12 protein-coding genes are annotated in these 13,354 nt (G+C 43.7%); 5 read left to right on the forward strand and 7 right to left on the reverse strand.

The window, feature by feature from the left end; genetic code table 11:
- Positions 1-156: 156 nt before the first annotated feature.
- Together L865_RS0120510 and L865_RS0120515 are read left to right on the forward strand one after the other, a co-directional pair.
- Entirely contained in the window at positions 157-843 is a 687-nt protein-coding gene (locus tag L865_RS0120510; RefSeq protein WP_028774937.1) for a response regulator transcription factor, read from the forward strand.
- Positions 843-2,096: a sensor histidine kinase gene (locus tag L865_RS0120515; RefSeq protein ID WP_037471708.1), complete on the forward strand. Its 1,254-nt coding sequence runs from the start codon at positions 843-845 to the stop codon at positions 2,094-2,096. Before L865_RS0120510 ends, L865_RS0120515 begins: the two co-directional genes overlap by 1 nt.
- Positions 2,097-2,159: 63 nt before the next feature.
- Here L865_RS0120515 and L865_RS0120520 read toward each other — a convergent pair whose 3' ends face one another.
- The 4 genes from L865_RS0120520 to L865_RS0120535 all read right to left on the reverse strand — a co-directional run bounded on the left by L865_RS0120520 (position 2,160) and on the right by L865_RS0120535 (position 6,949).
- Positions 2,160-2,513 (reverse strand): hypothetical protein, encoded by a 354-nt coding sequence (locus L865_RS0120520; protein WP_028774939.1) that lies wholly within the window; start codon positions 2,511-2,513, stop codon positions 2,160-2,162.
- A gap of 340 nt (positions 2,514-2,853) precedes the next feature.
- Entirely contained in the window at positions 2,854-5,010 is a 2,157-nt protein-coding gene (locus L865_RS0120525) for an OmcA/MtrC family decaheme c-type cytochrome (RefSeq protein WP_211237713.1), read from the reverse strand.
- Between the two features lie 340 nt (positions 5,011-5,350).
- Positions 5,351-5,563, reverse strand: coding sequence for a hypothetical protein (locus L865_RS0120530; RefSeq protein WP_028774941.1), 213 nt, complete (start codon positions 5,561-5,563; stop codon positions 5,351-5,353).
- A gap of 429 nt (positions 5,564-5,992) precedes the next feature.
- A complete protein-coding gene (locus L865_RS0120535; protein WP_028774942.1) occupies positions 5,993-6,949 on the reverse strand; it encodes a helix-turn-helix domain-containing protein in 957 nt (318 codons plus the stop codon).
- A 166-nt stretch (positions 6,950-7,115) separates the two neighbouring features.
- Here L865_RS0120535 and L865_RS24670 point away from each other — a divergent pair, with 166 nt between their 5' ends.
- The gene (locus tag L865_RS24670; protein WP_051484719.1) at positions 7,116-7,895 is read left to right on the forward strand and encodes a hypothetical protein; all 780 of its coding nucleotides are present in this window, start codon (positions 7,116-7,118) and stop codon (positions 7,893-7,895) included.
- A 66-nt stretch (positions 7,896-7,961) separates the two neighbouring features.
- Here the strand turns inward: L865_RS24670 and L865_RS0120545 are convergent, their stop codons facing one another.
- The 3 genes from L865_RS0120545 to L865_RS0120555 all read right to left on the reverse strand — a co-directional run bounded on the left by L865_RS0120545 (position 7,962) and on the right by L865_RS0120555 (position 10,933).
- Positions 7,962-9,491, reverse strand: coding sequence for an FG-GAP repeat domain-containing protein (locus L865_RS0120545; protein WP_028774943.1), 1,530 nt, complete (start codon positions 9,489-9,491; stop codon positions 7,962-7,964).
- Between the two features lie 93 nt (positions 9,492-9,584).
- Positions 9,585-10,313 carry a tRNA (5-methylaminomethyl-2-thiouridine)(34)-methyltransferase MnmC2 gene (gene mnmC2, locus L865_RS0120550; RefSeq protein WP_051484720.1) on the reverse strand — a complete coding sequence of 243 codons (729 nt, stop codon included), beginning with the start codon at positions 10,311-10,313 and terminating at the stop codon, positions 9,585-9,587.
- 41 nt (positions 10,314-10,354) lie between these two features.
- The gene (locus L865_RS0120555) at positions 10,355-10,933 is read right to left on the reverse strand and encodes an esterase/lipase family protein (protein ID WP_037471709.1); all 579 of its coding nucleotides are present in this window, start codon (positions 10,931-10,933) and stop codon (positions 10,355-10,357) included.
- A gap of 136 nt (positions 10,934-11,069) precedes the next feature.
- Here L865_RS0120555 and L865_RS0120560 point away from each other — a divergent pair, with 136 nt between their 5' ends.
- Positions 11,070-12,077, forward strand: a complete 1,008-nt coding sequence (locus L865_RS0120560) for a class I SAM-dependent rRNA methyltransferase (protein WP_028774946.1) — start codon at positions 11,070-11,072, stop codon at positions 12,075-12,077.
- 361 nt (positions 12,078-12,438) lie between these two features.
- Positions 12,439-13,242 carry a phosphatase PAP2 family protein gene (locus L865_RS0120565; protein WP_028774947.1) on the forward strand — a complete coding sequence of 268 codons (804 nt, stop codon included), beginning with the start codon at positions 12,439-12,441 and terminating at the stop codon, positions 13,240-13,242.
- Positions 13,243-13,354 lie beyond the last annotated feature (112 nt).

A 13,354-nucleotide genomic window follows, 5' to 3' on the forward strand; every position in this document is an offset into this window, starting at 1 on the left:
ATATTTTTTTCACTTTTTACTGCCATATTTGACATTTTTTCCATGCTTTTCTGTCATATTTTTTACTATTATATTTTTTATTATCATGTTTTTATTATCGTATTCTTATTATCATATTTTATTGTCTTTGTTGCGATAATCATTTAGGGTAACACTATGAATAAGACGCAAATTTTAATAGTCGAGGACAATCCTGATGTCGCAGGTATACTCGCTGATTTTCTCGAAACGAAAGGGGTTGAAGTGGATTTTGCCAGTAATGGAGAGCAGGGGTTTAAGCTCGCTATTAACGGTCATTTTGACACCATTATCTTAGACCTTATGTTGCCCAAGATGGATGGGTTATCAATAGCCAAAAAACTTCGACAAGAAGGCTGCCATACACCAGTACTGATGCTAAGCGCGTTAGATGAAAAACAAGATTTACTGAAAGGCTTTGCCGCCGGAGCCGATGATTATTTAGCTAAGCCTTTTGACTTTGATGAGCTTGAGGCCAGGTTAACAGCACTGATTAATCGACATAAAGGCCAAGTCGCCCAGAACATCATTAACTATGGTCCACTCCAAGTTAATACTGCTGAATACTCAGTAACCCGCAGCGGTAAGAAACTAGTATTAACGCCGACCTGTTATCAAATTTTGTTGTTGCTGATTAATCGAGCCCCGCAAGTGTTAAAGCGAGAGGAAATTGTCCATCAACTATGGGGCGATTCACCACCTAGTAATGATATTTTGCGCAGTCACATGTATCAGTTACGAAATCAAATAGACAAACCTTTTGAGCAACCAATGATCATGACGGTGCCCAAAATTGGCTTCAAACTGGAATTAAGTGGCCACTAATGTCAACAAGCAGTGCAGAAAGCCTCACCCGCAAGTTCACCATCTACTTTACCTCGATTGCATTAATGGTGGGGGTGATTATTTACGGCCTGTCTTTAAGTATGCTTTACTGGTTGGAAGATGAAGTGAACACTCGTCTTCTCTATGCCGCAAGTGTGACAGCAGTCAGTGACTTCAATGCGGGTGCCCCCTCTCCGCTAACGATGACAAATAGCATCACAGCATATAACGATCTCAGTCAGCTGCCGGAGCAGTACCAAGGGTTAGCCGATTTACCTTCAGGCTTTCTAAATGAAATGACCAATGCAAGTGAACAAGGTGATATTTTTGTGTACCGCACCGACTACGTTGCGATGCAAAGTCACCATCCATTGTTGTTAGTCATGAATGCCGAGACCGGGGAGCTAACAGAGAATGAGTGGCGACGTATTAGTGTGTTCGTATTTGGCATCACCTCAACACTATTTCTGCTGTTCGGTTACGCATTAATTAAGTTAACCAAGCGCATGATACAACCTATCAGCCAGCTCAGCGAACAGCTGCATAACGGCCAACCTCAGCAGCGCTTTCAAGTACCAGATGGTGCTGTACAAGAGTTCCACCATTTAACTGCAAGCCTCAATAGCTACCAGGCTCAAATCGCCCAGTTGATAGAACAAGAACAAACTTTCTCTCGATATGCGAGTCATGAACTGCGCACGCCATTGACCATTATTCATGGTGCGAGCCATCTACTGCAACATGATCAATCACCTGACTTTCAGCAGCGGCAACAGCAACGCATTATTAAAGCGGCCGCAGACATGCAAAATACGGTAGATGCCCTACTCAGCCTAGTGAAGCAAGAAAGTCGACAATCCGAGCCGCAACCGCAAAGAAAGCTCACCCAAGCGGAAATGGAAACACTCATCTCAACGGTCAGTGAATTAGCGAGTAAAAAGGCGGTATCAATCGAACTGAATATGCAATCTCAACCACAAATCACTCCACCTGAAGCCGTGTTAAGAATGCTAATATCCAACTTGATTAATAACGCAATCAACGCCAGCGATGGCGGAAAAATCATCGTTACCGTCAGCGACGATTATATTGATGTCGTCGACCAAGGACGCGGCTTAACAGAGAGCGAAATCCATCAACAAGGCCATGGGTTAGGCTTGTTAATCGTCAACGCCTTATGTCAACGTTACGGGTGGGAGTTTGACTTAGCTGATGCTAAAACGGGAGGCTGTGTAGCTAGATTAACCTTTTAGTTAATCTGCACGCGGCTATTATTGGGCGCAACAAAAAATAAGTGCGCCCTTTTTATACTTTAGCTATCGACGTTTTTGTAGTCGTTGCGCGGCAGTAATTTCATCATCAAACAACCCTTGATTAACCGCATCGAGTAACCGATCCCGCATTTCCATCACTTTGCCCCTAGGAACCCGCAGTCGCGTACACCCTTGATGGACTTGCTCAAGCGACAACACTTTCTTACCTAGCTTTAAAGTTAGAATACGATAATCATCATCACAATCATGCGCTTCATGCACTTTAGTGCGTTGTCGACACTCATCAAGTGTGAGCTCCCAAAGACGTTTTTTTACTTTATTTCCTGCACCATGATTAATAAGCGCATACTCTTGAAAGCATGCAAACTGACCTGCTGAATTGTTGGCGGTACTCATCATTATCCCCCTGCATGAATAATTGATTGCTTGCCATTGTTGTTATGTCATAGATAAAAATAGGTTCATCTACCTATTTAGTTATAGTTTATATTACGTAGCGCATATCCTGTCCATATTGGGACAGACAGGCTGTGACCCACCTCAACCGATTTGTACAAAAAACCACACAAAAATAGAACAAGTGTACAACTTAGCCAATTACCCCTTCAAAGAGTGCTTTTACAAAGAATTGAATCAAAACAAAAAAGGCACCATTTGGTGCCTTTGACTTTTGCAGGGAGAACTCTGATAGAACAAGCGTACTTAGCAAGGTTCTTACACTAAGTACGCGACTCTTTTATAAGCTGTGACCGTGATGTTCCATCACTTTGCTTGGACTATGACATGTTGCACACGCCTCTTTAGCGTCTTTCGCCATTTGTTTGTCCGGTCCGAAATAGGCACCGTTACTTTCAAGATGCGCCATCGCTGCTGGCGACATATATTTCTGGTGACAGCTCATACATGCTGCAGCATCTGGTGATGCATACCATGTTTCCACAGTTTCATCTGCTGCTGGATTTTGAGTACTAGGCACTGTATGAGCTTGTCCTGCATTTCTGCCCAACTCAAATCCATAATCACTGCCGCTCCAACCTTCAACTTCAGCATGACAAGTCATACAGTCAGTCTTCAAGATTGTACCACTGCCACCATGACCATTGTCATGACCTGTAGCTTTATGGGCTTTATACATAAAGCTGGTCGACTTCAGCAAGGCCACGCCATTAGCAGCATTTCCATTACCTTTTAGCGATTTATCATTGGTGTGGCAAGCAATACAATTCACCCCATTTGAATCGTGGTAAAACTCTTTGCTATGACAGCCAAAACAGGTGGCTTCATCAACGATTGCACGTCGATTTGCAACTTCAGCTTCAGGTTTGCTCAAAATAGTGCGATAGGCATCAGTCTGCACATAAGCGGGATATGCATTGTCTGCACTACAAGCTGTGCGTGTGGTGGTATTTTCGACAAAACACACTTTTAGTACAGGCAGAATCTCAAAGCTTCTATCTGCAACATCGGCTGGGAAGTTGATATCAACGCTTACCGATACCGTGTTATCAGGGTTCCAAGTCGCTTTGGTGCTGTCTTTAATGTCGATACGACGCTCGCTATATGGAGCTTGATCATAATCTGGATAGTCCTTATCAACATCCCAGCTTACCACCATATATGGCTTGCTATAGCCTTGCTTATATACCTCATCTTCAGCAACTAAGTTGCCTTCAGGATCGGTGATCTGCATATTGAAGCTAATATTATTAGCTGTATCAATCATCACATCTGCAACCGTGACAGAATAGTCTTTGGCTGCTTCATAGGGGTTACCGTGCTTAGTGTGATCCACTGTGCTGTGACATGAGATACATCCTACACCTTCAGGTGGCACAAATGACGCACTGTGCTGTGCAGGTCTATCGGTATGACAGCCGACACAGGCATTGGCATTAGCATTGGCGGCCCATAAATCTTTATCTGCTAACTGCTCATCATCCACATGGCAAGTTTGGCAATCCATAAAGGGTTTTGTAGGGAAAGCTGGGTAGTCAAATGCATGGGCGCCGTGATAACCCGATACAGTATAAGGCATGGGGACAATATTACCCTCAGTGTCACGACCTTCGCGGTTTGGTCCCATATGAATAGCATGAACCATGTGGCCCATCTCAACTGAAACGGCATTAGGATCAGTGACTAATCCGTTGTGGCAAGACTGACAATTTTCCATATCTAAGCGTCGACCACCATGTGCTTTTAAGCTATCTGGCTGGTGACAGGTATAGCATGCCTCCATGGTAACGAGCTCACGAGTAGCAATTCCTTCGACACCGTTAGTGGCAGGAATCCAGTCATAGTGCGCATTCTCTGCTAACTCATGCCCAGAGTCGTACTCAAACTGCATTTCAATCGCAATACGTTGCGTTAAAGCTGGGTCAAACACAATACCGGCTGGATCTTCAGCCGTGGTTAAGTTCGTGGTAAACGTATAAGTGTAAGTGCCATCTTTATGGTCAACCAGACACTCAACACAGTCTTTTATTTGTTCAAAGCCTTGCTCGAACGTCGTTCCGGCATCATTAGTGGTCTCATTTAATAGTGAAAACCACTGTTTTAACTCGGAACCTTCATTAACTTGTAACTGTGCTAGCGAGAAGCGGAAGTCATGGAACGGGTTTTCGCCACTAAGCCCATATAATCCTACATCCTGGGCATTTTCCAGTTCGAAATCAACCGTAATAACGCCATCAGCATAGGCTGAGTTAGTGATATTGGCGATCGCTTGCTGTGCCATATCGATGTGTAAACCAGATGTACCAGAATCACCATCACCACCAGGTTTGCCATCCTCACCATCTTTACCGTCTTCACCATCACTGCACCCAGCCATTCCCACTGCCATAGCTGCCGCAAGTACTAACCAAAGTTTATTTTTTTTTGTATTTATCATCACTCATCATCTCCGTTGAGTCGCGTTTTATCAACAACGAACAGAGACAGATTACCCCAAAAGGAGTATTTAAAATTTGAAGGCGATCAAGAAAATTTACAACAAAAAATACACGCAGATATAATTAAGTTGATACAAAAAACATCATTAACCAACAAGATTTAAGCATATCCAGATAAACATTGATAAAAACATTCAAAGATACATTTGGTAAAACATTAATACAGGTATGTTAATCACTATTCATGATAAGAATTATCAAACATGACTCTGTTTCAGCAGGGCAATAGGGCGGCTAGGGGATTGGTGACAGGAGAAATACAACGGATAAAAAATTAACCTAACGAAACTTAGGTTTGACCCGAGACATGCTTTCAAAAAACTTACAGTTGCGCTTTTTTTCATTGTAATCGCGCAGCACTTTCCATTCTTCAAAAAGTGCAATCACAAAGGCAACGAGGGTGACAAGTAATACCAAGGCGCCAATAGATGTAATCACTTGCGCAGCAAGAGTAGCACTTGCTTCACTATTTGGACTTGTTAAACCAATCATATATCCCCCAAAACATTTCAATACTGGTCATATTCAATAAATGGCTCCAGCTGACTATCTAAAATAGCACTGGATAAATACGCCACTTATATACAACGACAAATCTGAATGAGATCTTAATGGTGATAAATTAATCGAATATTAATGGGGCAGTGTCGCGGAGAAAAAGTGGTTGCGGAATAAATAAAATAACCCTTACAAACAAACACTTAAATATCAAAACATGCGAAACAAGCTAAAAAGTATCAATTTGAAATAATATTAAAAAAAGAGAGGTTGCGCAGGGTTGTAAATTAGCTGATCGCCACGTAAAACAGAGTGGACACAATAATTGCAGCCACATTAACAAAAAATTCACCATTTAAACCTGCCCTTAAACAGCAGCGCAGATACAAAGCCAAAGTGTTATAACACCTATGGGTAAACACATTAAATAGTATGAGTGTCGCGCATCATTTTTAGTATCACAGGTGATGAGAGCACCTCTTCACGTTCAAGTAAAAATGACACATAGCCATAGCGTTTACCGAGATACTTTGCCCCCTGTAGATGGCCTGCTACTTGAGGCCCTTGGGCTATTTTTTTACTGTTTAAGAACTCCGCTAACTTAATCCCAAAGTCACTATGAGCTTTATAACCCAAAGCCAAATTCAAAGGGTTCTCTAACACGGTAAATATCTGCCACATTAAATAGTCTTCAGCGACAAATCGGCCCCCAACATACGAGCTTAATAAAAACAAACAACCCGCTTGCTGTTTGGTAACGAGGTGCGCCACCTCTAACTGACTTTCCTTTAAATCGCCACTAAGCAACGCCATCAAAGTAACTTGAGAGACCCGCACATAGATAGCATGGCCTAATAACATATCATCATGTTGGTAAAACAATACTTCCGTTGACGGGTGTGCCACTAGCTGAGCTAACCAAGCTTCTGACCAATCAGCACCTTGTCCGGTTAAATTTTGGTGGTAATGGCAAATCCACCTCAGGCGCTGTGACAGGTTATCCACCTGTTTACCTGCCTTCTCAAATAACTGCTCTTCATGGGGAATGTAAGGGTGGGCACCCATCACATGATTGACATTCATCTGCTTATCTAACATTTGTTGAAAGGCTGTCAAAGACGGTAGCTGTTTAAGATTAAACTCTGGGTTCGTGAGCAAGAGATGTGGTTCATCGCCAAAAAAAGCCATCAGCGCAACTTGTCGACGAATATTAGGGCTCACCTTACCTCGCTCCCAACGACTCACCGTGAGCACATCTATTTCATTGAACAAAGGGCTAAATTGCTGCAATGCCTGCACCAATCCATCTTGTGACAACCCAAGCTGAGTACGTTTCTGAAACAAATACTCATCTATTCCGGTATAGCTTGAGTTAGCCATCAATCCCCCCCAATTAATCGATATAAACTGAATGTTAGCTGTACAAGATAACAAGTTAACTATAGGCATAGTATAGATATTTTTTGACTCGCTTGCCCTTAAGTAGCAACTGAGACTTTGGTTAAATAGACGCCAATGAACAGCTTCACACTATTAAGGTAATGCTATGACTGCGATCAAAACTTCATTATTTACATCAATACTTATTTTCGGCTTGAGCGGTTGTGCCTCCACCGGTGATAGTGAAACGAGCGAGCACAGGGGCCTTAAAACAGGAGCCGCTGGCGGCGCACTTGTCGGACTGGCACTGGGTGCTGCAGCCGGTGATGCTGGATTGGCCGCTAAAGGCGCTATGGTAGGAGCTGCAACTGGTGCGGCAGCAGATTACCACAATGACAGAGAAGACTATCGCAACGAAAATGCGAGTAAAAACATCAACATTAATGGCCTACCGGCTCAAAATCAAACAGCTTCCGCTGCGCAAACATGGCAAGCGCTGGATAATTTCAGTGGCCAGTGGCGCGTGAACATTTGGGCAATGGACGGCAATGGCGAGCGCATTGAAGCAACAGGCAAGGCCTCTGGTTCCTTAGCCAAAACCACCGCAGCACAATTGCAAGTAGATGACCTACTAGTTAATGGCAAAGCCCACAACGTAAATGGTCAAGTTCAGCTGAGCTATACTCAAGAATCGGGTTACAAGCTAATGACTTCGTTCGACAATAACCCTGATATGCATTTTGCTGGCGAGTTTAATCAAGCGACTGCTCGATACCAATACTACCCGGTCAAAGTCGCTGGTAGCACCCTAAATGGGCAAGCGAGAGAGAATATGCGTATTGAGCTTAGGTTCGCGGGCAGTGATATTATTTTGGTTGATACTTACACACTAGTAAAAGGTGAGGATGTACAAATCCAGTCCTACCGGTTCACCCGCCAAAGCTAAGATGAATTGACCGTAACCACAGGAAAAAAGTAGCAGGCTACTTTTTCCCTGTGCCACAATTTACAACTAGTTAGATAACATCACTTTAAACTGACTTTGCAGCTCAACGTCATCTTGGCGGCCATACTTAATCATTAAATCATGCTTGCCGTCACCATTAAGGTCGGCACTCGATAACATTTCGCCATCTTGCGGCAGCACAATATTGATTTTATCACTGCGAGAAGAGAACAATTTACTGGAGTTTTCACCCACATAAAAACGCAGCTCATCATCACCATCAGATAACAACAGATCTTTAAGGCCATCACCATTAAGATCCAGCAGCTTGACCACCGGAGTGCCACTTTGACCGGAAGTTAAACTGAAACTGAGCTCAACTTCCTTGCTGGTGTTGGCTTTATCCGCATAAGCATTGCTGGCGTTCATTTTAAATAGGTGTACATCTTGGTCGATACTGCCAGAAACCAATGCGCCAATAATTTGCGACAAGCCGATATCGAAACCAGCCACCATCACCTCTTTGACTTCGTCATCATCTATGTCCACCAATTCAAAGCCCGTTAGGGTACCATCAGCTTTTATCACACTGCTTGGCTGCTTGGGGAAACTCAATAAACCGGCCTTATTCTCACCGAGGTAGATCTCATAATCGTTAACCCGATCAAGCACCCCTGAACTTTTGGTATAACGGATCACTAAATCAGCCATACCATCGGCATTAATATCTTTAAGCTGCTCAACTTTACGATAAATCAAATCACTTTGATCTAGTGACTCACCGTAGGCATCACGTTTGTTCCACCAATCTATAGCACTAATGGCTAAGCTAACGGGTACATATTGCGCTATGGTGCGAAATTGGCCTCCGGCAAGTTGAGGGTAGTATTCAAACTCCCCCTCACCAACTTTAACAATATCATCTAAACCATCGAGGTTTAAATCGACAAAATACACCTTAGCTGCACGGTAACGCGCACCGTCACTGTAATGGTCTACCTGTGGACTAATAGGCAATTCGATTGCATCATAGCCATCAGTTGTTGCCATATAAAGCGTAGATTGTTGTAGGCCAGCAATAAAAAAATCATCCTGGCCATCTTTGTTTAAATCGCGAACAAAATCACTGCGGGTGATAAACTCTACGCGCTTCTTAAGTGTAATGGGCGCAATGTCATGTAAGGACTCAAAGGTCACTTTACCTTCGGCCAAAACCATTTTATATACCGCATCGCTTGAAAGAAAATACAAGTCTTGTTGCGATCGCTCACTGGTATCTTCTGTGGTATCGAAACCATAAAAACCATAGGGTACTTCGATACTAAAAGTTTGTTGGTAGCCCTCTGTCGCATCCATTTCAAACACCGATAACCATCTTTGTTGTTTGTCATCAACACCAAATAGAACCAATTCTTTACCTGGGGCTTGAGTGAGATTTAGCGGTAAAATCGGATGAGTCAATTTGAAATCGACATCAATGGTGTATGAATCAAGCGCTACAGCGGCATTGTTGCTGGCTGCCTGTGCTGAAAATATTGCACTACTGGCGAGTAATAGTCCCGACAAATAGTGCCACTTTGCCTTTATAAGCGGCATAACAACTCCCTGTGATAGATTAAGCTAAAGCTTTAGCCTCTAATCTATCGACTTTAAAAAGAATTGAAAGTTCAGTTAATCGCTTGTTACAAACTAACTTGCATCAATGGAGAGATTGCCTTTCCACGCGCGGGTCATTTCACGTCTTCCTAAGGCTCCAGGGTAGGGCTTCACTCTAAAGCCCGCTGCTTTGAGATTTCGTTTAAATTGACCATTGGCACAATACGACACCAGCATAGCCTCATCGATTAGCATAGGCCAAATATGTTGAAAGTTATCAATAGTCCACAACTCAGGCTGCTTACTAGGCGCAAAACCGTCGTAATACACCAGATTGAACTGCGCGTGGCTGCTCACATAATCAGCCAACTTGCCGTGAACTTTATGCAGAACAAACCCTGGGATAATCTCAACATCGCAATTCCAAGGAGCTTGATGCATACGCAGATACAGCGACTGCAATTCTTCTCCCCACTGCTGGACATAATTAAGCTGTGCAATCACTTCAAACGGGACAGGGTAAGCTTCAACACTGGTATAGCGGATTGGCTTACTGATTAAATCACCTTCTTTAAGCGCGGCTTGTAAAGTTAACGCGGCATTCATGCCAGTGCCAAAGCCTAACTCTAAAATACAGACCTGTTCAACCAGTGACGCTAGTGCACGGTAACCGGCATCAATATATACATGCTGAGACTCGCTCATTGCCCCGTTATGGGCATGATAGCTATCATCAAACTGGCGACTCATTAAGGTATGACTGCCGTCCTTAGTCATTAACACATCGATTACTGCTGCGCTTGTTTGATTCAGCTTACTCATTTACGACTCTCTATCACTCACAGGTATAACAACTACTGGGGTTAATTGGTTTGAGCTAACTGCTGCTCTATCGCATTGCCCACTGCCGAACTCAGCACCATACTCAAATGCAACGGGATCCAAAACAATTGATTGCTAGCTGCAGGCCATACTGAACTGCGACTTGGGATAATAGTGAAATCTAAAGGGGTACGATAGGAAAATAACTTTATCCCATCCAAATTGACATCATCATCGCGAAGCTGCCGTAAAAACTCACTGTTAGGACGTAGCTGTTTCATCGTTATCGACGGATATGGCAAATAAGCGAGATAGCTCCCATGATGAGGGGCGGCAATACTAAACAGATGACTCACATCGCCCTTTTGGGCGACATGTTGAGCATAGTAACGACAAACTATGCCCCCCATACTAAAGCCCACCAACACTACCGTTTGATTAGCATAGGTCTCTTTAATATGGCGCTCTAATTGGTGAGCGGCATGAACAATACCCAAACGGCCATCAAAAGGCGACAGCGTTGGCGTTGAACATTGATGACCCGCATCTTGGAGCATTCGCTGTAACCTGCGCATCACAACGCCAGTATTAAAAATGCCATGTACTAAAACGATATTCATCGATAAAAGCTCCATTTAGCCAGTAAATCATCTTGATATTGGCCAGTTATCGGCAAAACTTTGGTATCATGCCAGCCATTGAAAGGGGATGCCTATTTGGTAACCCTATTTGCCCCATATAATGAGCACCCAGTTTATGTCGATCTCGTCTTTATTAACAGATGCCCTGCAGCAACGGCAGGATTTTCTTGCCAAAGCTAAGCTTGCAAACACTGACTGCTATCGTGTCTTTCACGGCACTGTTGAAGGCGCAAATGGGGTTAACGTCGATCGTTATGGCGGCGCTTGGTTGATTCAAACATTTCATCAAACCTTAACCACACAGCAGCAATGCGAGATCAGCGAGCAGTTAAAGCAACAAGCTGATCTGCCAGTGATCTATAATGATCGTTCGCAGAAAAACTCCCGTGTCATTAATCCGCTCAGCGCCGAATTGGAACAGCTCGCCAGCACCCCAATGGTGATGCACGAAAATGATATTAAGTTCACCAGTAAACTACGCCACGAAGGGCAAGATCCGCTACTGTTTCTCGATATGCGCGTGGGGCGAGAGTATGTAAAAGCTCACAGCTCCAACAAAACGGTACTGAATCTGTTTTCATATACTTGTGGGATCGGCACGGCTGCAGCCGTCGGCGGGGCAACACGGGTGGTCAATATCGATTTTTCGTCGTTCGCACTTGCTGCCGGACAACGTAACGCCGAACTCAACCACGTTGAAGATGTATGTGAATTTATACAAAGTGACGCTTTTCCTGCAATGCGTCAATTGGCAGGCTTGAAAGTCGGTGGTCGCCGCAACCAAAAGCTGCCGCGCTACCCTAAACTCGACGCCACTCAATTTGATTTGGTATTTCTCGACCCGCCACGTTATGCCAAAAGTCCATTTGGCACCGTCGATCTTATCAATGACTACCAGAGCTTGTTTAAACCTGCAATGCTCGCAACCCGCAGCGGCGGTAGCATTGTTTGCTGCAACAACGTTGCTAAAGTGGATCGTGAGCAGTGGTTTACTAGTTTACTGCGCTGTGTAGAAAAACAAGGTAGGCAGGTGACTCAGCATCAATGGCTCGATTGTCATGAAGATTTCCCGTCTTTTGACGGTAACCACCCATTAAAAATTGTCGCGTTAACGCTTTCCTAATCAGCTATTTCGCTACGATAGCAAATCTTGACAGCAGGCCAGTTCGGGCTAGAACTGGCCATAAAACGCAATCATAATCAGAGACTTCTGTTACCGATTTCGCCACTTTAGCTATCACTTCAACACTCAACCTCGACCTGATAACAAAATATTTACATCCAGACAATTGACTTTACCTCTATTCTAGTAAAACATGCCCTGATTGGCCCAAGATTTAGGTGGCCGCAAAATTGACACTGAAATGGATTTTGAACACGGCATTCTTGACTGCCTTGGTTTAACATTTAGCTTCAGGTCGTTCCAACACGATTAAGCATCGCCCTGCAGCTTACAATAATAATAACAGTGAGATACATAGGCTATGTTACCTTCTTCAAAGACCGTCAATGTAAGTCCAAAACAATTACTTATATCGACTAATGCCAACCATCATGCCCTAGCAATGTTACTGGTCTTATTTGTGATCCACGTATTGACCTTACGTAGTGCTACCAACGTAGAAACTTTCCATGTGCTTAATCAACTTGGAAGCCATATCCCCGACTGGTTACTGCTGGGTATTACCGACATTGGTGAAGGTCTTACCGCTGGCGCATTAATGCTAATCTGCTTAATCTATCGGCCACACTGGCTATTTAAAGTATTAGCCGCTTCAGCGCTATGTATGATTAGTGTTTATTGTTTTAAGACATATTTTGATGCCCCAAGGCCTCCCGCACTGGTGGAGGTTAGCCATATTGTTGGCCGCGCCGAATATGAGCGTTCCTTTCCATCAGGACATACCACCACAGCGTTCGCTTTTGCTGGTGTAGTGTGGCTAATGGCTAAGAGCTGGGGAGCAAAAGTGACCGTATTAACTTTAGCATTCATGGTGGCGCTTTCGCGTATCGCAGTTGGTGCACATTGGCCTGAAGATGTGGCATTTGGTGCGATACTAGGTTGGCTATGTGCCTACATTGGCTGCACTAAGGTACCGCTAGCAACACTGAGTATTAAGCACCTGTATCAAATCATTTTCGTTATTGCCATAGGCGTGAGCGCGGAGGAGATATTAGAGATAGGTCAGCAGCCCATCAGTTTCATGCTGTTTAATCGCTATATATTAATCACAGTATTGTTATCTTTAGCCGTATACAGCTACAAGAAAATTGTTTTAAAAAAATAGCACTGCTGAACATGGCGACATCTTGCTGCTGCAGTCAAAGATATCGCCATTTTTTTGTTGGCTTGCCGCTAATGACTAAATCCCAAACTTGTTATTGATACCTCTTGTTGAC

This window comes from Shewanella waksmanii ATCC BAA-643 (assembly GCF_000518805.1).
Lineage (GTDB): Bacteria > Pseudomonadota > Gammaproteobacteria > Enterobacterales > Shewanellaceae > Shewanella > Shewanella waksmanii.

Excerpts from the sequence above, each read along its gene's own strand:
- L865_RS0120510 (WP_028774937.1), top strand. The coding sequence starts at position 157 with ATGAATAAGACGCAAATTTTAATAGTCGAGGACAATCCTGATGTCGCA.
- L865_RS0120515 (WP_037471708.1), top strand. The coding sequence starts at position 843 with ATGTCAACAAGCAGTGCAGAAAGCCTCACCCGCAAGTTCACCATCTAC.
- L865_RS0120520 (WP_028774939.1), bottom strand. The coding sequence starts at position 2,513 with ATGAGTACCGCCAACAATTCAGCAGGTCAGTTTGCATGCTTTCAAGAG.
- L865_RS0120525 (WP_211237713.1), bottom strand. The coding sequence starts at position 5,010 with ATGATAAATACAAAAAAAAATAAACTTTGGTTAGTACTTGCGGCAGCT.
- L865_RS0120530 (WP_028774941.1), bottom strand. The coding sequence starts at position 5,563 with ATGATTGGTTTAACAAGTCCAAATAGTGAAGCAAGTGCTACTCTTGCT.
- L865_RS0120535 (WP_028774942.1), bottom strand. The coding sequence starts at position 6,949 with ATGGCTAACTCAAGCTATACCGGAATAGATGAGTATTTGTTTCAGAAA.
- L865_RS24670 (WP_051484719.1), top strand. The coding sequence starts at position 7,116 with ATGACTGCGATCAAAACTTCATTATTTACATCAATACTTATTTTCGGC.
- L865_RS0120545 (WP_028774943.1), bottom strand. The coding sequence starts at position 9,491 with ATGCCGCTTATAAAGGCAAAGTGGCACTATTTGTCGGGACTATTACTC.
- mnmC2 (WP_051484720.1), bottom strand. The coding sequence starts at position 10,313 with ATGAGTAAGCTGAATCAAACAAGCGCAGCAGTAATCGATGTGTTAATG.
- L865_RS0120555 (WP_037471709.1), bottom strand. The coding sequence starts at position 10,933 with ATGAATATCGTTTTAGTACATGGCATTTTTAATACTGGCGTTGTGATG.
- L865_RS0120560 (WP_028774946.1), top strand. The coding sequence starts at position 11,070 with ATGTCGATCTCGTCTTTATTAACAGATGCCCTGCAGCAACGGCAGGAT.
- L865_RS0120565 (WP_028774947.1), top strand. The coding sequence starts at position 12,439 with ATGTTACCTTCTTCAAAGACCGTCAATGTAAGTCCAAAACAATTACTT.